Here is an 18,705-nt window from a genome sequence, read left to right as displayed (position 1 = left end):
TCTCCAGAGAACAACTTTTTAATTATTATTCATTATACAAGAATTACTGCGCCGGATAGGCTGCTGCAGTCATATTTTTTGGAGAAGAGTTGTGTCACCTATCCGTGTTGCCTTGACCGGGTTCTTTACCCTTATTGCTGTGATGGGCATGGGGCGTTTTTCCCTGACGCCACAGTTGCCCCTGATGTTGCAGGAGCACAGTGTTTCACTGTCTTCTGCCGGGCTGTTGGCCTCAATGAACTACATTGGTTATCTGGCCGGTGCCATTTATGCCATGCGGCTGCGCAAACAGTATGCGCTGCATTTGCGCGCCGGGTTGTGGGCAACCATCGCCGCGACGCTGCTGTCAGCGTTTACCCATGACTTTACCGCACAGGCGGTTCTGCGCTTTATTGCCGGATTAGGCGGGGCCTGGGCACTGATCCTGATCACCGCCTGGACGCAAGACCGGCTGGCCGCCGCGCAGACACCGCGCCTGTCGGCAGCAGTATTCACCGGGCCGGGTGCCGGCATCATGCTGACCGGGATTTTGGCGCTGGTGCTGACCCATGACCACGCCTCTTCCGCCCAGGGCTGGATGGTTTACGGGGGCGTTGCGTTGCTGATTGGGCTTTGCCTTCGTCGCGCCTTGCCGGATGAGATCCACCGGACGCAAGCCGCGAGCGACGCGCCCTTCTCCTGGTCACCTGCGCTGAGAAAGCTGCTGATCACTTATACGCTGGCCGGTTTCGGCTACATTTTGCCCGCAACCTTTTTATCCCAGCTGGCGAATGTGATGTTCCCCCACAGTACGCTCGCCGCCCTGTTCTGGCCGCTGTTTGGCCTGGCGGCCATTGCCGGTGTGATGGCGGTGATCTTTTTGGGCACCCGTCTGCCGACCCGGCTGCGCCTGACTCTGACGCTGGTATTACAAGCGCTGGGTGTGGCGTCCGTCGTCGCCCTTCCCGGCACGGGCGGGCTGATTGTAGGGACGCTGCTGACCGGTGGCGGCTTCCTCGCCATCATGCAGCTTGCAATGCGGATGGGGCGTGAAATTGCCCCCAGCCAGACGGCGCAGGTGGTTGGGATATTGACGACCGGTTATGCGACCGGGCAGCTGGTCGGCCCGCTGGTCTCCTCCGCCAGTGTACACCTGTTTGGCTCGCTTTCCCCGGCACTGGGGGTCGCGGCGGCCGGTCTGCTGATCGCAGCGATCGTGACGGCATGGAACCGCCCGGCGGCAGAAAGCGAACCCGCTATCCGCTGCGAACAGCCCGGTAACTAACCATAAATCCTTTCAGGCCGCCGTTGCGGCCTTTTTTATCGCGTATTTTTCTGCGTTATCTCAAAGCGGTTGTGTACCACGCTCAGAATATCTTTAACTATTCCTTTCACAAGGAGATAAACAGATGATTGAGATGACACAACTTTTACCGTTTGCGGCGATTGCGCTGGGCATGGTGCTGACGCCCGGCCCCAATATGATCTATTTAATCTCGCGTTCGATTTGTCAGGGACGAAAAGCGGGGCTGATCTCACTGGCCGGGGTCGCGCTGGGGTTTGTGTTTTACATGTTGTGTGCTGCGTTGGGGATCACCGCCCTGGTGATGGCCGTTCCCTTTGCTTACGACACATTACGTATCGCCGGCGCACTCTATCTGCTTTATCTCGCCTGGCAAGCGGTAAAGCCCGGCGGCCGTTCCCCCTTTCAGCTGAAAACCCTGACGCCGGACAGCCCGCGTAAGTTATTTACGATGGGGCTCGTCACCAACCTGCTGAACCCGAAAGCCGCGGTGCTTTACCTCTCCTTATTACCGCAATTTATTGTGCCGGCCCACGGCCATGTACTGACGCAGTCAGTCACGCTGGGGATGACGCAAATTGCCATCAGCGTTACGGTGAATGCGTTGATTGCGATATCTGCCGGGACACTGGCGGCATTTCTGGCCGGGCGGCCGGTATGGTTACGTGTACAACGCTGGCTGATGGGCACAGTTCTGGCAACCCTGGCTCTGCGGATGCTGGCAGACAACCGGACATAACACGAAAAAGCGGGCACCCAGCATAGAATACTGATGTGCCCGCTTTCTGATATTTTTCCTTGAAGTTTCTGAGATTCTGCGGTTCGGCAAAAGTTATTCACAGAAACGGGGGATAACTCTGTGCGTTACTTGGGTGAGACCTTGCATGGATTTTTGCAGCTCACCCGGTAACAGCCGGTCAGCTCTTGGCGGATGTACGTTTAGAGCGGGCGTTCACTTCAGCCATAATCGCCTTCTGGCTCACCTTATCGCCAATGGTTTTATACCATCCGGCCAGCTTGCGCAGGTCCGGCAAAGCCACCTTTTCCGCCTCATCATACGCCAGCAACTTGACGCGGTACTCCTCAAAAATCTCAATACAGCTGCGCGCCCATTCCCCTTCCAGATCAGACCCAACGGAGGCCCGTGGCCGCCGCGGCAACCGCGGGCGCAAAGGCTTGGTGGCTTCCGGACAGGACTCATCCATATAAGCAAATTTTACGGCAATCACCGTGCGGCCGCTTTTAATCGGCTCCCAGACCACCGAGATATCCGTATTGGCATTGATGCGGTTGATGGTCGGTTCCAGCAATTTCTGCCGGAAGTCGCGGTAGTCCTCATATTTGCCTGCCAGCCCCGCTTTTTCCCGCATCCAGGCGAGATCCAGCGTAACCTCGATGGCTTTTGTGCTGCGGCGCCCATACAGATTTTTAGCCTTGATCAACCAGCCATACAGCCTGACGGAGAAGGGCGTATCCAGTTTGGCAATATTGGTGAAGTTGAGTTTGGTGAAAGACTCTTTGAGCTCGTAAAGGTAAGGGGCCACATCTTGGCCAAAGCGCAGCACCACCGCGCTGTGATCGTCGCTGCTGACATATTCCAGCCGCGAAAACCAGGAAAGTTGTACCGTGCGGATTTTGCCGGTTTTGCCGTCCGGCTTGTAGATGGTCACCGGCTTTTTCATCAGGCTTTCCGCCGCTTCCCGCAGCTGCCGGTGGCTGCTGGAGGGGTTGACCCCATAGATGCGCTGATAATCCTGCGGAAAAAGCCGGTAAAGGGTATCCGGTTGAGGTTTCCTGCTGTCAATTTGCGCCAGTGCCAGGTTGAGCAACCGCATCTCATCCAGCGTGACGCTGTAGGCGCCTTCCAGGAGATCGTTACCCTGAACCACAGTCAGTTTGTTGAGTTCCATGAAGCAGGATCCTAAGTGGAATGTCTTTAAATTATTCCACATAAAAAATAGCCGCGTAAAGTAAAAACAACCCTTTCAATTTATTGAATATAAAGGATTTTATGGAAGGATCTTTTTTTGGCAACAGGAAATTATTCCACATAAGGTTTTTTGGGATGTTTCAGCAATGTTACCCGGCAGGGCATTTTTCCCCTTCTGTATAACAGGAAATTTCTCCACCTTTCGCGTTTACCCCGGTCAGGCCGGCCGTGCTTTTGATGGCATTCACATTCCCATACTGGCTGCAGAGAACATGAAATCTCTCCACCTTTGCGCCCTTAGCCGCAGCAGACCCGGCCGTTAACATGAAATGTCTCCACATAACGCAGCGGATAGCCAGAGCGCCCTGCCCTGCCCTGCCCCAAGCCTGGCGACACGTTTTATCGGCAGGCGCAGGCAACATGAAATCATTCCACCTATCGCATTGACCTGGAGGGGCGGCTTTGGAAAGGCCTTTTTGTCCCGCTCAGGAACATGAAATCTTTCCACATAACGTGCCCGTGCGTGGGCCGTATAACGCATAAAAACGGCCTGCTAACTAACAGGAAATTTCTCCACGTATCGCCGGGGCGCCATCATATTGAGGGCAGGCAGGCAGCACACGGCAATGAACAGGAAATCTCTCCACCTATTCAGGGATAAAATGAGACATGAAATTATTCCACATTACCCATTCCTGCAGATCCTGCGGCGGCATCGCTTAGTGTACAGCTAAAAAAGATCCTTTTTACGTTTTGCCTTTGCTTAAAAAACAAGCAACATGAAATCTTTCCACATAAGAACTGTCTGAGCGTTTTAAGAAAGTTCCCTGATTTATTCTTCCTGAAATCTTATTGAATTTTAAGTTTTTATTACGAAAACAAGTAAGCAGAAACCGTAAGTTATTTAGGGGGGAAAGCAGGAGTTACATGGGGAAGGAACATGAAATTCTTCCACCTTTGAAAATATCTGCCAATCGTGGAAAAATTAAAAATATGCTAATGCAGTGTAAAATTGATCCGCATCAGCCAAAAGTTATCAACAGGAAAAAACTCCACATATAAAAAATTAGCAGGATCAGTAAGTTATCCACAGGAAATCTTTCCACATTAAGCATGAAATCCTTCCACATTAAACATGAAATCTCTCCACATGTGGCATGAAATCTCTCCACATATAGGCGTTTAACCTGTTGATCCTTAATACGAAAAAGGGGCCTTAAAGAGAAAGATCTAAACTAAAAAAGAAACAAACCATTATGTTGATCCTGGATCTAACAGCGATCTTTTAAGGCGGGATCGGGGTATGGCAGGACAGACCCGATGTTTTAGAACATCAGGGCCGGAGCGGCCCTGAGAGAGGATCATTGTTCGTTATGCGCCAGCCAGCCCTGGATCAATTCGGTCAGGACATCACGCATTTCACGATCCTTCATGAAACAAGTTGTTTTGAAACGACGGTGAAGATCCTCGTCAATGTTCGTTTGCAGCTTCTTCTGCGCGGCAGAAGGCTTGGCAACAGCGTCCAGTGCAGTGGCCAGCTGTTTGTGTTGGCCCAGTTTCATTTTCAATTGAGCAGCTCCAGAATCTCTTTCGTCATGATTTCAATTTCACCTTTGGCATTGCCGTCAGTGGTATCGAACACCGTTCCACCATCGAGCATGGTACGGATATAGACCTGGCGTTGGGTCGTGCCGGTTTTCAGCGCCGGGACACCGGTATCCGCAATCGACTCTTTCAACACGTCCAGCATCTTGGCGGAAGCCACTTTTTTGGTGATTAGGAACCGGGCGATGATAGGTTGCAGGTTTTCACGCGCTTCAACCACCGCCAGAATCGCACCACAGGCCGCAAAGTCCAACGGTGAGGGGGTAACAGGGATCAGCACCAAATCGCTCACCATGACCGCTGCAGACGAAATGGCAGAGATCGCCGCCGCGCCGTCGATGATGACATAGTCATAATCTTTGAGCTGCTTACGGACGGTGTAGACCTCTTTCTCAGAGGCGGCCTCTGCCAAATCAAACAGGCATTTCTCTTCTTCGTACCAGTTACTGATACTGCCCTGAGGGTCGGTGTCTACCATCACGACTCTGTGCCCTTGTCTGGCCAGGCAGGTCGCAATGTTGATGGACGTTGTGGTTTTCCCTACCCCACCCTTCCCGTTGAGGAAAGCGATGATTTTTGCTGCCATGAACTCACCTTATAATCTCAGGATTCCAGGATTCTAGGATTCCAGAATCCTATGATTACAGGATGCCGGATCAGTGTGTTTACTATAATGAAAGTTAACGGCTTCTTCAAACATATGATTCTGGAATCCCAGGATTACAGGATTCCAGAATCCTGAACGAAAGCCCCGTGTGGCCTGCATTTCGAGAAAGAAAAGCGTGGCGATAATCCTGGGATTCCAGAATCCTGGAATCCTGAACGGAGGGAATTGAGGTCTGTGCACTATGCCGCCTCTGTAGGTACGTGCCAGAGAAAAGCAGGCAGCACCCGCACCGTTTGCCGGACAGGTTGCGCCTCTTTTTTCTGTCAGCGTCAGCCCCTTCAGGGGGGCAGGCATACACGGCCTGCTGACCTGAATTAGTGAGTAAAGTGAAAAAGATATGTAACAACGGCCCCTAGTGAGAATCCTGGGATTCCAGGATGGCAGAATCCCAGGATTCTCCTTTTTTGCCTTGTACCCTCATTGTGCAGCAGGGCGGATATCAGGCGGATGAGGGACATTTCCCGAGGGCATCATAAAGCGCCTGACTGAAGTAAAAGCGTCACGGGGCAACACGATGGCCAGGTGTTAAAAAATACCTTAGCAGTGTCATTATTCACGTTGGTACGGACGGGCGAAAGAGGGTTAGTGTACAGCGCTGGGGGCGTACATTAACCCCGGACATCGGCAAAAAAAATCATTGATGGTCTCTATAGGTTCCATATACAAAGGCCGTCTGAGAAATAAAAGGTTTTGCAGCCAGGACGCCTTCAACGTGCACGTTCAGGCGGATACCCGGCACATTTTCGGTTGATCACTAAGGTTTTCACCCTCCGCCGGACAGGGGTAAAAATCAGGCGAAAAAGCCGCATGTTTTCCCAGCCGACAGGTCATCAGGGATATGTGGAGTAATTTCCTGTTGCAGGAGAGAGGCAGCACTTGTCAGACGGCAAACAGGCGGTATGCTGTTTGAAGAATCCCAGAATCCCAGAATCCCAGAATCCCAGAATCCCAGAATCCCAGAATCCTAAGATGGTAGGATCCCAGGATTTTAAAAAGAAGCGTAATAACCCATTGCATCGGCATGAGTTCCTGGGATCATGCTGCTCAGCATCTCAGCATCTCAGCATCTCAGCATCTCAGCATCTCAGCATCTCAGCATCTCAGGATACTAAGATGCCAGGATTCCAGAATCCTCAGGAGGCAATGCAACAGGAAATCTCTCCACCTAGGGTAGAGATGATAATGGCCGCTCACATCGGCAGGGAGGCTGTGCGTTTATCCGCTCAGCCTGACAGAATGCGGAATTACGCTTATGTGGAAAGATTTCATGTGAGGTGCCGGTGCGAGGATAAAAAGCACTGGACATGCCGGAGCCGGACATAAAATCCTGAGATTACAGGATTACAGGATTACAGGATTACAGGATTACAGGATTACAGGATTACAGGATTACAGGATTACAGGATTACAGGATTCTTGCGTGCCGGTTGCCGTTACGCTTTTACCGGCATCAACTGTTCAGCCAGGGTTGTCCACAGCGTGACCCCGGTTTCGATGATGGCGTCATTAAAATCATAGTGGGCGCTGTGCAGGGAAGGGGAGGGGCAAGCTCCATCCGTGCCAAGCCAGAAATAGGCACCGGGGCACGCCTGTAACATAAAGGCGAAATCTTCTGAGGCCATGGAAGGGTTAATACCGAATGTCACGTTTGATTCACCCAACGCCCGTTTGGCTGCCCGGCAAACCTGTTCGGCCCAGGGGGCGTGGTTCACCGTTACCGGATAGCCCCGGTGATAATCCATGGTACCGCGCACCCCAAAAGATTGCGGCAGATAAGTAACAAACTCTCCGATCAATTTTTCAACCCGATCGCGCACCGGGGTCTGTAAACAGCGAACCGTCCCTTTAAGCACTGCGCGTTCCGGGATCACGTTAATCGCTTCTCCGGCACTCAGCTGCGTCACGCTGATGACGGCAGAATCGAGCGGAGAGAGCCGGCGCGCAGGAATGGTTTGCAGCGCCAGAATCAATTCAGCGGCAGCCACGAGGGGGTCTGCCCCTTCATCCGGCATCGCGGCATGACAGCCCTTGCCGGTCAGGGTGACTTCGAAAGTATCCAGTGATGCCATCATCGCGCCGCTATTCAACGCAACCTGCCCTTGCGGCAGTCCCGGCCAGTTATGCAGGCCAAAAATGGCATCCATCGGGAATAAGCGGAATAGGCCATCCTCAATCATCCGGCGCGCCCCTGCCAGGTTCTCTTCGGCAGGTTGGAAAACCAGGTGCAGTGTCCCGTTAAACTGCCGTGTCTGGCTTAAATGGCGGGCAGCGGCCAACAACATGGCGGTATGGCCGTCATGGCCGCAGGCATGCATCTGGCCGGGGATTTGCGAGGCATAGGGCAGGTTCGTGCCCTCAGTGACCGGCAGGGCGTCCATATCGGCCCGGAAACCGATAACCGGGCCGGAGCCCTGGCGGAGCGTGCCGACCACGCCGGTGCCGCCCAGGCCGCTGTAAACCTCAAACCCAAAGGTTTCCAGCAGGGCTGCAACTTGCTGAGCCGTCTTGTGCTCCTGAAAACCAAGCTCAGGCCAGGCATGAAACTGGTGGCGCCAGGCAATCGCTTCATCAATCAGCGCACGAGAAAGTGTCATGGCAAGGCTCCTGTCAGCAAATCATCAGGCCCGGAAAAGGGCAGGGGGTATATCGCGCGGCAAGGGTGAGGGCTGCGGTAAACTCACGTCATTGCAATGCATCAAGCATAGAGTACGTGAAAACCGCCGGGAAAAGAATTTATGTAAAAGAGTCACGTGGCGAATTTTCATCCATCTGATAAGCACATTGCTTATATGCCATTCTCTGCTTATATCAAATGACACAGACAGCATTTTCCCTGTTGTCTGTTTCCCTCACTGCGAAGCATAAAAGCCCATAACCGGGAGGATATTGCAAAATTTACCCGCGGCCTTGCCGCAGGCGAAGAACTGCAGGCGAGGCATTAACAGATTTAGCAAGATGATTTTCAGGAGAAATTTATAAAAGTGTGACGGCGCTGCAAAATGGCGTAAAGCCATCACGCCACGCTTTCTGATATAGCCCGGCCTGTACCCCCGGTAATTATTGAGGTGTAAATGATTAGGGCTGGGGCATCGCGCTATGATCGGGTATCACTTCCCGCTGGGGGGATTATCACGCGGTAATGAATGGGGAACGGCACAGAATCATCAGACGGTAGTAATGGATCCTGTTAGTAGGGAAAATTAAGATTAACCCTAAATGCTATAGGGCTGCAGACTATAAACCTGACAAGCTTGCACACGGGTGTCACTGAATTTTGTGAACTGCTGCTGGGAAAAAAGCTGTTTTTTAATGCGATTGCCGTAACATGGCAAGATTAACACTGCGCAAGGTAATAGCAGCCACGCATCGGCATGATGGGCCTATTTACCTGCAAATTTAGCTTATTGCAGAACATAAAAAAACGGCCTGAGATCATCAGGCCGTTTAATTTGTTCAGGGCTGCAAAAAATGCCGCCGGCTGAACACGGATATGAGGCAAGCGCGCTTCGGAAAGCCGCCGTTCATCTCAAAAAAATTACTGCTGAATCAGGAAGCTTTCTAAGGTTTTGCCGGCATCCAGCGCTTCTTTGATCGCTGCCGGGGTGCGGCCCTGGCCGGTCCAGGTTTTCAGCTCGCCTTTCTCATCTTTGTATTCATATTTAGCCGGGCGCGGAGCACGTTTTGCTTTGCCGGTTTTGCTTTTGCTGGCTTCTGCCGCCATCAGGTCGCTTGGGTCAATACCATCGGCCAGCAGCATTTCGCGGTATTTTGCTAATTTGTCTTCACGCTCTTTTTGCTCTGCGATCATGGATTGTTCTTCATCACGACGTTCAGAGACCACGGACTCCAATTTGGAGAGCATCTCTTCCAGATCTTGCAAAGAAACTTCACGGGCTTGCGCACGCAGAGTACGAATGTTGTTCAGAACCTTCAAAGTATCGCTCATATCATATCCATTAGTTTAGTTAAACCAGCTATAACGCGCATACTATTGGGTGACCGATGCCGCGTTGTTTCTTTGATTATAATTGTAAACATAACTCCGCCTATTAGGCAAAGGATGTTTGTAAAAAAAAACGTAAAAAATTCTATTTCTTCCCGCCGCATTATATAGCGCCGGTGACATCACTTAATCGCGGGAATTTATAGAAACATGATCCCCATCGCCGGGCGCACCTATATTGCACCACGCCGCCGTTTTGCCAATGCAGGCGTGAATTTTTAAGCCATAACCTCTTTTAGCAATGTGTGCGTATTAGTGCAGTTAACCTGGAAAATGTTCCCCATTGTTGACCGGGCATTGAGTGGATTTACTTATTGATGGCGTTTTCTTAACGCAATACCGCCTGTGCAGGCCAGGGTGTGGGTGCCGATACACGCTAATTTCCCGGTGGTGACAGGAATAGAAAATCAGGGCAGCCCGGCAAAAGGGGAATCACTATTTCCCACCTGTTTTTGTCAGGCAAACGCAGAATAATCTGAGAACGGGATTCTGTTTTAACACAAATTACCTGACGCGTTGCCGCTTATTCCCCCTGTAAATAAGCGGCGCGATTTTTTCAATGCGCAGAGAATTCAGAAAAAATTGCCGGGTTAACTGATGAATCGTAAAGGTTTTCACCAGCAGCAGGGCAGGGCAGGCCGTTTCCCGGCCTGCCGCTTATGTCGCCTGATCAGCCATATTGTTGCTGATGGGCTTTCTTGCGGCGCTGATAGTCTTCATCTTCGCGCAGCCGGTCCCAATAGGCTTTAAAGACGGCCGCGGCGGCCGCTTTCTCTTCATTGACGCTGTAAGGCAGCACGTTACCGGCCTCATCATATTTGCGGCCGCCTTTATGGTTGGCGTAACGGCGCGCCCGCGTATACCCCATCTGAATAAACTTACGGGCCATATCCATCCCGACAAAGTCATCCTGTTGGCGGTACTGCTCAAACAGCTGGTAGATCGCCTCAGCGGACTCTTTGGCGACAGGCACCGTCCGGAAACGCCAGTAAGGCAGAATTTCGCTTTTATAGGGCTCTACCAGCAATACCCCCTGTTCCCCGCGGCCGACCTGGTAGCATTCAGGGTGAAGGCGGAAATCGAGGGTGGTGAAGTCCTGCTGGTAATTGAAAGGGGGCATCGGCATAAGAGATCAACGGCTCCTGTGTGGAAAGACGTAACCTAAGCGTAGCAAATCGGGGCTGCGGCAAAAAAAAACGGGAGCCGTTAAGGCTCCCGTTACAGGTACAGCGAATGCGGCGGTTATCAGCCTGCGCTTGGCTCGGTCGCCGTTGGCTGGCTCTCTGCCGGGGCGGCAGGCTCACTGTTCACCGGCTGGATAACCGGCGGCTGCGGGACAACTTCCGGCTGAGGTTGTGCCTGCGGCTGATCGGTCTCACCCGGCTGCACCTGCGGCTGGGCCTCCTGCAAACCGTTTACCTTCACCGGCATCCCGGTGCGGGCCTGAATCGCCTGATCCACATCGCTGGTGTTGACGCTGGCATCACCCAGCACCTTGCTGACCACCGGGGTCAGGGTAATCGGCACCGGCTGAGTCGATTTCCACTGCTCTTCAGTCTGGGAGAGCGGATTGTGTACTTCAACGTAGCGGGAGCCATCCGGTTCTACGGTGGCTTTTACCGGCTCATCGATGAACTGTACGCGGGTGCCGACCGGCACATTCTCAAACAGCCATTTGATGTCATCAGCACGCAAGCGCACACAGCCGTGGCTGACGCGCAAACCGATGCCGAAGTTGGCATTGGTGCCGTGGATAGCATACAGGCGGCCCACATAGAGCGCGTACAGGCCCATCGGGTTGTCCGGGCCGGCCGGGAAGACTTCCGGCAGGGTTTCACCGCGTGCCTGATACTCCGCATGCATCGCTTTGGTCGGCGTCCAGGTCGGGCCGTCTTTCTTACGTTGTACGGACGTCACCCAGTTAACCGGCGTGTCTTTGCCCAGCTCACCGATACCGATAGGCAGTACCACCACGGTATTGGTGCCTTTCGGGTAGTAGTACAGGCGCATCTCGGCGCTGTTGATGATGATGCCTTCACGCGGGGTGTCCGGCAGGATCAGCTGATGCGGGATCACCAGTTTGCCGGGTTGCGGCAACAACGGATCGACGCCGGGGTTGGCTTCCATCATGTTGCTCAGGCCCATCTGGAACTGTGCGGCGAAGTGCTCCAGCGGATCGGTGCTGCCTTTCGGCACATCAATGACGATGTTTTCACCCACCAGACGGCTGTTCTTGGCCGGCAGCGGATACACGACCGCAAAGGCAGCCTGGCTATAGGCGGCCACTGCGAAAATTACTGTGAATAATGCACGTATTCTCATATTGTCGTTTCGTTGAGTGTTATGCCAATTGGCAGAGGGTTAACGTCATGGCCGGGCGCTGGGCGCCAGCTGTATAGTGTAGTTTTACAAGGTACCGATAAAAATAAAGATGTGTAACCAATCACATTTTTGGGCTGTGATTATAAAGATTTATTGCCCGGCCGCCACTGTTTGTTAAACAAACAGACCATGCCATTTTTCTTATCATTTTTCGACTGCCGCAATTTGCCTTAGTGCGCGGGCAACATTGCGCTAAGGCCCCGTTCTGTCTGGATATTTCCGGCGAAAGTTGTTCCCGGTCACAAACTCCGGACAAAGTAAGATTACGTAAATAGTCTGTTAATTTTCTCAATTTCACCTTTTCCCGCGTCCCACCATACTCATTCCGGCAGCAACGCCGCGCCACCTCTCCGGCGTTTTGCTGTGACGTTGCGCCTTCTATTACCAACGCGTCGCCGGATACCCGGTATGCCGTCAAAAAATAACGCAGTGGCCGGGCGGCCGTTATCTTTTTGACCTTACATGAGAAGATACACATGACCCGTTTCCCCGCACTCTCCGTCACTGACAAAATAGGCTATGGCCTGGGCGATATGGCCAGCGCGCTGGTCTGGCAAACTGCCACCCTGTTTCTGGCCTATTTCTATACCGATGTGTTTGGCCTGCCGGCCGCCATCATGGGCACCCTGTTCCTGGTGGTGCGCGCAGTCGATGCGCTGATCGACCCCTGCATCGGCACGCTGGTAGACCGCACCCAGACCCGCCACGGCAAATTCCGCCCCTGGCTGCTCTGGATGGCGATCCCGTTCGGTGTCTGCTGCCTGATCACCTTCTATGTGCCGCCGGTCTCCGCCACGCTGAAAATTGTTTACGCCTGCGTAACGTACAGCCTGCTGAGCCTGGTCTACTCCGCCATTAATGTGCCCTATTGCGCCATGCCCGGCTCCCTGACGCTTGACCCGCGCGAACGGCATTCGCTGCAATCGTGGCGGTTTGCGCTCTCCTTTATTGGCGGGCTGGTGGTCACCGTCGTGGCGCTGCCGCTGGTGGACTGGCTGGGCAGCGGCAACCCGCAGCGCGGTTATTTCTTTGCGATGGGCTTAATGGGATTGCTCGGCGTGGTGCTGTTTCTTGCCTGCTTTATGTTGACCAAAGAGCGCTACCACTCGCCTCACGATAAACGCCACAGCCTGCTGGGCGACTTGCGGGTGCTGTCGCAGAACCGCCAGTGGCGTCTGGTGTTTGTTTTTAACATCCTGTTACTGGTGGCCGTGGTCACCCGCGGCTCGGCGACTATCTATTACGTGAAATATGTCATGCTGCGGCCTGAGCTGGTGTTCGCCTTTATTGTCTCCGGCATGTTGGCTGCCCTGTTCGGCGCGCTGCTGTCTGAAACGCTGCTCGGCAAATTCGACCGGGTACGCGCCTACCAGTGGACCATTGCCGCTTACGTCATCATCGGCGGCCTGATCTTCTTTATCCCACCGTCTGCCGTCTGGCTGATTTTCACCATCAACATCGTGTTCAGCTTTGTGCAGAACCTCTCCACCCCCCTGCAATGGGCCATGTTCTCCGACGTGGTGGACTACGAGGAGCACCGCAGCGGCCGCCGCCTGGATGGGCTGGTGTTCTCCACCGCGCTGTTTGCCATCAAATTTGGTCTGGCGCTGGGTGGGGCGGTTGTGGGTTGGGTGCTGGGGTTTGTGGACTATTTGCCGAATACCGCCCAGCAGCCTGCCGGGGTGGTCACCACCATCAATGCCCTGTTTACCCTGGTGCCGTCCGTGCTGTTTATCGCGATGGCGCTGCTGCTGTTTGCCTACAAGCTCAACAGCCGGTATGTGCGGGAAATCGCCGCCCAGCTGGCAAAAAAACGTGATAACGCCCGGCCGGACGATCTGCCGGCCCCCGGTTCCGCCCACGCTTTATAAGGAGCATTTTGATGTCTTTTCTCTATAAGGATGCCACGCAGCCGATCGCGGCGCGCGTACAGGATTTGTTGTCCCGCATGACGGATGAAGAGAAATATGCCCAGATGCACGCTTTCTGGCTGATCCTCTCGCCGGACGGCCAACACCGCAACCGCCGCGACCTCAGCGACGATTTCGCCGGTGCCGCCGCAGAAGATGATCTGGCGACCCGCCTGTTTGCCGGGATCGGCCAGATAACCCGCCCGCTCGGCACGCATATCGTCGGGCCGAAAGAGGGCGTGCGGGCGCTCAACCGGCTGCAAAAAACGCTGATGGAAGAGACGCGGCTCGGCATCCCGGCGATGTTTCATGAGGAGTGTCTGGTCGGGCTGCTGTGCAAAGACGCGACGCTGTTCCCCTCGTCGCTCAGTTACGGCGCGACCTGGGACCCGGATCTGATTGAACAGGTGGCGGCGGCCATCCGCACCGAGGCGCAAGGCGTCGGCTGCCATCAGGGGCTGGCCCCGGTACTGGATGTCTCGCGGGATGTGCGCTGGGGCCGCACTGAAGAGACATTCGGCGAAGACCCGTATCTGGTCGGCAAAATGGCAACCGCCTACGTGCGCGGGTTACAGGGGCCAAACCGCGATCTGCTGGCGACGCTGAAACACTATGTGGGCCATTCGTTCAGTGAGGGGGCGCGGAACCATGCGCCGGTGCATCTGGGCTTCCGCGAACTCAATGACACCTTCCTGCTGCCGTTTGAGATGGCTGTCAAACTGGCAAATGCCGGATCGGTGATGCCCGCTTACCATGATATCGATAACCAACCCTGCCACAGCGACGCATTTTTGCTGACGGACGTGCTGCGCAATCGCTGGGGCTTCGACGGCCTGATTGTGGCGGACTACGGCGGCGTCAGCCTGCTGCACCAGCACCACGGCATCAGTGCGGACGGCGCGGAGTCCGCCGCGCTGGCGTTTAACGCCGGGCTGGACATCGAACTGCCGAAGGATGATTGCGCCCGCCACCTGGCAGAGGCGCGGCAGCGCGGGCTGATTTCCGCTGAAAAGATCGATGAAATCGTGGGCCGTATCCTGCATGAGAAATTCCGGCTGGGGCTGTTTGAACACCCCTATGCCGATGAAAACGCCGTGGTGCTGCAAGAGGAGAGTACCCGGCAGCTGGCGTGGCGGGCGGCGGTGCGCTCGGTCACGATGCTGGAAAACAACGGCATCCTGCCGCTGAAGCCGCAGGCGGGGCAGACGATCGCGGTGATCGGCCCGACCGCTGACGATCCGCTGGCGTTATTGAGCGGGTACAGTTTCCCGGTGCATCTGATCATCAGTGACATGACGGCGCAAACCGGGCAGATCACCACGCCGTTACAGGCACTGCGAAACTGTTATGGTGAGGCCGCGATCCGTTACGCCAAAGGGTGCCACATTCTGGAACAGCGCACGGCGGGCGCACCGGTGTTCCCCGGTGACAGCGGCAAACCGCTGCAACATTCGCCGGTGTCGCAGGACACCCACCTGATTGCGGCGGCGGTGGAGCAGGCGCGGCAGAGTGAGGTGGCGCTGGTGTTCGTCGGCGATCTGGCCGGGCTGTTCCAGAGCGGCACCGTGGGCGAAGGGTCAGACACCGACAGCCTGCAACTGCCGGGTGTGCAGCAGCAGTTGCTGGAAGCCGTCGTCGCGACCGGCACGCCGACCATCGCCATCCTCACCGGCGGCCGCCCCTATTTCCTGAACGGGGTGGAAGAGAAGCTGGCGGGTTACCTGGTGGCGTTTGCGCCGGGGCAGGAGGGCGGCCGCGCCATTGCCGACGTTCTCAGCGGGCGCGAGCCGCCGTCAGGCCGCTTGGTGCTGTCGGTGCCGAAAAGCGCCGGGGCGATGCCCTACTACTACAACCATAAACTGAAAAGCGGCGGCACGCCGATCGCCTTCCCGTTCGGCGCGCGCTATCCCTTTGGCTATGGCCTGAGCGGCACCACTTTCCGCTATGACGATCTGCAGCTGGAAGAACCGGCGGTGCCCGGCGAGAACGGCACGCTGAAGGTGCACGTCCGCGTGACCAACAGCGGCGAGCGGGCCGGCAGTGAAGTGGTGCAGGTGTATGTCAAAGACCGGCTGGCTTCGCTGGTGCGGCCTGTCCATGAGCTGAAAGCGTTCCAGCGTGTGGCGTTGCAACCCGGCGAAACGGCCCGGCTATGCTTCTCACTGCCCACAGACATGCTGAACTTCACCGACGCGCAGGGCCGCCGGGTGGTGGAGCCGGGTGAATTTGAGATTCAGGTGGGGGCGTCAAGCGCGGACATCCGCGCCAGGGTGGTGGCGAACGTTACCGGCCCGCTTTGGGTGCTGCCGAAATACTGGCGGATGGAGAGCCAGTGTGACGTAACGATTGGGCGTGACTGACACGCATAAAAAAGCCCGGCATCTGCCGGGCTTTTTGTGGGTTGCTTGCCGCTGAAATCAGAAATCGTAACCCACGGTCGCGACCACGGTGCGCTCCTGGCCCCAGTAGCAGTAGCCGGTGCCGTAGCAGGCGGCGACGTACTTCTTGTCGGTCAGGTTGTTGACGTTAAGCTGCACGAAGGCACCTTTCAGCTCCGGGCTGAACTGGGCCAGATTCATCCGTACCGAGGCGTCAAACAGCGTGGCGGACGGCATACGCAGGGTATTTTCGTTGTCTGCCCACTGGGTGCCGATGTAACGCACACCTGCGCCCAGATCCACCCCGATCGCGGAGTTGTACTGGCCCCACAGGGATGCCATCTGCTTCGGCGTGACGTACGGGGTATTGCCGTCGTTGCCGTCAACCGCATCTTTGAAGCGCACTTTGTTATAGGTGTACCCGGCGATCACGTTGAAACGATCGGTGATCGGCGTGCGCGCTTCCAGCTCCAGCCCCTGGGAATGGACTTTCCCGGCCGGGACATAATAGCTGCCCTGTACGATGCGGTTCGCCACATCTTTTTGGGTCAGGTCATACAGCGCGGCGGAGTACAGTGAGGCACTGCCCACCGGCTGGTATTTCACGCCCACTTCATACTGCTCGCTGGTGGTCGGCTTCAGCAGATTGCCGTTAATGTCGGACAACGTCGCCGGGGTGACGGCGGTGCTGTAGCTCATGTACGGCGAAATGCCGTTATCGAACGCGTACAACAGGGAGGCGCGGCCGGTCACATGATCGTCGCTGCGCTCATCGGTCACGTCGGTTTCATAGGTGGTGGCCTTGGACTTCAGGTTGTCATAGCGGCCGGACAGGGTCAGGTGCCACTTGTCGAGCTTCATGTCATCCTGCAAATACCCGCCGGTCTGGGTGTATTTGCGTTTAACGTGGCTGCCGAACACGCCGGGGGTAGTGAAGGCGCCGTCCTGGTAGAGCGTGTCGCCGCCGGTTGTGCCGGTATACGGATTAAGGTTGGTGGCGTAGCCGCTCTCAGACGAGGTGTCATTGGTGAAGTGCTGGAAGTCAAAGCCCACCACCACTTTATGCTCCAGCATCCCGGTGGCGAAATCCGCTTCGAGCTGGTTATCAATCGCAAAGGCATCCAGCGAAGAGTCTTCACCGGAGTAGTAGCGGCTCATCTCCGTGCGGTCAGCATTCCAGCCAATACCATAGACCTGCTCCAGTTTGGTGTTGGAGTGGGTATAGCTGGCGTTCTGGCGGAATGACCAGGTTTCGTTGAACGCGTGCTGGAATTCGTAGCTGTAGATCTGCTCCCAGCGCTTGAAGACGTTGTGGCTGCTTTCACCGTCGAAGAAGCCGCGGCTCAGGCGATCACCATACAGGCTGCCGTCAGCCGGGACGGCGGAGTGGTAGCCGCCGGACGGATCTTTTTGCAGGTACGCGCGCAGCAGCAGGGAGGTGTTCTCATCCGGCTGCCACAGCAATTGCGGGGAGATGGCGTAACGCTCTTCGCGCTGGTGGTCGTATTGGGTGTCACTGCTGCGGGTCATACCGGTGATGCGGTAGGCCCACTGTTCGTTGATCGCGTCGGTGTAGTCAAACGCGCCGCCTTTGGTATTGAAGTTACCGCCGGAGAGGCGCACATGGCCTTCAGGGGCGAACTGCGGGCGCTTGGTGCTCTCGATCACCACGCCGCCGGGAATGCCCTGGCCGTACAGTGCGGAGGAGGGGCCTTTCAGCACATCAATGCGCTCCAGGAACCACGGGTCAACCTGCAGGGCGTTATAGCTGCTGCCGTCGCTTAACAGGCGCAGGCCATCCAGGAAGGTGTTGTTCACGTCGCCGCCGTGGAAACCACGCAGCGAAACGGTGTCATAACGGGTTGCGCCACCGGCAAAGTTGGTGAATACGCCCGGCGTGTAGTTCAGCGCGGCGTTAACGGTGGTGGCGTTCTGGTCATCCATTTGCTGGCGGGTGACCACAGACACCGCCTGGCCGGTGGTAATCAGGGGCTGGTCGGTTTTGGTGGCACTCCGGCTGGTTTTTGCACTGTAGCCCTGGGTGGGGGTATCGGCCGTTTCGGCCGGTTGGGCGGTGACGACCACCGTATCTTCCGCCAGGGAGGCGAGGGGAACAAACAGCGCAAGGGAACACAGCAGGCTGGAGCGCTTCAGGTTAAAAGCCGACAACATATTCATCATCCCTATAAAAATCTTTTGCAGTTAAGAGAAAGAGCAACGCGTGTGAGTCATACAAAAATCTCATCTGCCTGCCCTTTTCCGGCCCGCGAGATGAGATAAAGTCATATAGTGTAAATCTAATGATAATTATTATCATTATTGTTGGTTGGATTCAAGAGGATGTATCAAGATATTGCTGTGGAAAACCGTGGTTTATCCGCATGATGGGAAAGGAATAATCCGGCAATGTTAAACTAAAGTTAAGGAAAAGTGTCAGTGAATTCTGCCCCGGCAAGGCGCGGGCTGAACAACGCCTCACGTTTAATAAAAGGTGTTAAACCATTTTTTTGCTTCAGCAGAAAATAAAAAACTCCCCGCCTGTCCGTTT

12 protein-coding genes are annotated in these 18,705 nt (G+C 55.2%); 4 read left to right on the top strand and 8 right to left on the bottom strand.

Annotated features, from left to right (window positions below; genetic code table 11):
• Nucleotides 1–91 precede the first annotated feature (91 nt).
• Both JK232_RS06585 and JK232_RS06580 read left to right on the top strand, forming a co-directional pair.
• The gene (locus tag JK232_RS06585; protein WP_241506120.1) at nucleotides 92–1,264 is read left to right on the top strand and encodes a YbfB/YjiJ family MFS transporter; all 1,173 of its coding nucleotides are present in this window, start codon (nucleotides 92–94) and stop codon (nucleotides 1,262–1,264) included.
• Nucleotides 1,265–1,388: 124 nt separating this feature from the next.
• A complete protein-coding gene (locus JK232_RS06580; protein WP_212588960.1) occupies nucleotides 1,389–2,021 on the top strand; it encodes a LysE family translocator in 633 nt (210 codons plus the stop codon).
• Between the two features lie 178 nt (nucleotides 2,022–2,199).
• Here the strand turns inward: JK232_RS06580 and JK232_RS06575 are convergent, their stop codons facing one another.
• The 7 genes from JK232_RS06575 to JK232_RS06545 all read right to left on the bottom strand — a co-directional run bounded on the left by JK232_RS06575 (nucleotide 2,200) and on the right by JK232_RS06545 (nucleotide 11,809).
• The gene (locus JK232_RS06575) at nucleotides 2,200–3,192 is read right to left on the bottom strand and encodes a replication initiation protein (protein ID WP_072928254.1); all 993 of its coding nucleotides are present in this window, start codon (nucleotides 3,190–3,192) and stop codon (nucleotides 2,200–2,202) included.
• A gap of 1,381 nt (nucleotides 3,193–4,573) precedes the next feature.
• Complete coding sequence (locus tag JK232_RS06570; protein WP_241506125.1) at nucleotides 4,574–4,774, bottom strand: plasmid partition protein ParG; 201 nt, start codon at nucleotides 4,772–4,774, stop codon at nucleotides 4,574–4,576.
• A gap of 2 nt (nucleotides 4,775–4,776) precedes the next feature.
• A complete protein-coding gene (gene parA, locus JK232_RS06565) occupies nucleotides 4,777–5,403 on the bottom strand; it encodes a ParA family partition ATPase (RefSeq protein ID WP_072928257.1) in 627 nt (208 codons plus the stop codon).
• Nucleotides 5,404–6,917: 1,514 nt separating this feature from the next.
• Nucleotides 6,918–8,078 carry a M20 aminoacylase family protein gene (locus JK232_RS06560; protein WP_072928259.1) on the bottom strand — a complete coding sequence of 387 codons (1,161 nt, stop codon included), beginning with the start codon at nucleotides 8,076–8,078 and terminating at the stop codon, nucleotides 6,918–6,920.
• Between the two features lie 941 nt (nucleotides 8,079–9,019).
• Nucleotides 9,020–9,430 carry an H-NS family histone-like protein gene (locus JK232_RS06555; protein WP_072928260.1) on the bottom strand — a complete coding sequence of 137 codons (411 nt, stop codon included), beginning with the start codon at nucleotides 9,428–9,430 and terminating at the stop codon, nucleotides 9,020–9,022.
• Nucleotides 9,431–10,157: 727 nt separating this feature from the next.
• Nucleotides 10,158–10,607: a DUF4385 domain-containing protein gene (locus JK232_RS06550; RefSeq protein ID WP_072928332.1), complete on the bottom strand. Its 450-nt coding sequence runs from the start codon at nucleotides 10,605–10,607 to the stop codon at nucleotides 10,158–10,160.
• Nucleotides 10,608–10,732: 125 nt separating this feature from the next.
• Nucleotides 10,733–11,809 carry a L,D-transpeptidase family protein gene (locus tag JK232_RS06545; protein ID WP_072928261.1) on the bottom strand — a complete coding sequence of 359 codons (1,077 nt, stop codon included), beginning with the start codon at nucleotides 11,807–11,809 and terminating at the stop codon, nucleotides 10,733–10,735.
• A gap of 536 nt (nucleotides 11,810–12,345) precedes the next feature.
• On the opposite strand from JK232_RS06545, the gene JK232_RS06540 reads away from it, so the two are divergent.
• Complete coding sequence (locus JK232_RS06540; RefSeq protein WP_101854627.1) at nucleotides 12,346–13,740, top strand: MFS transporter; 1,395 nt, start codon at nucleotides 12,346–12,348, stop codon at nucleotides 13,738–13,740.
• An 11-nt stretch (nucleotides 13,741–13,751) separates the two neighbouring features.
• Nucleotides 13,752–16,139 (top strand): glycoside hydrolase family 3 N-terminal domain-containing protein, encoded by a 2,388-nt coding sequence (locus tag JK232_RS06535; RefSeq protein WP_212588959.1) that lies wholly within the window; start codon nucleotides 13,752–13,754, stop codon nucleotides 16,137–16,139.
• Nucleotides 16,140–16,196: 57 nt separating this feature from the next.
• On the opposite strand, the gene JK232_RS06530 is transcribed toward JK232_RS06535, so the two are convergent.
• Complete coding sequence (locus JK232_RS06530) at nucleotides 16,197–18,329, bottom strand: TonB-dependent siderophore receptor (RefSeq protein ID WP_072928333.1); 2,133 nt, start codon at nucleotides 18,327–18,329, stop codon at nucleotides 16,197–16,199.
• Between the last annotated feature and the right edge of the window lie 376 nt (nucleotides 18,330–18,705).

It is taken from the genome of Nissabacter archeti, assembly GCF_018257325.1.
Taxonomy (GTDB): domain Bacteria; phylum Pseudomonadota; class Gammaproteobacteria; order Enterobacterales; family Enterobacteriaceae; genus Chimaeribacter; species Chimaeribacter arupi.
The sequence above is the reverse complement of the archived record's forward strand: the minus strand, read 5'-3'. Positions and strand labels throughout refer to the sequence as shown.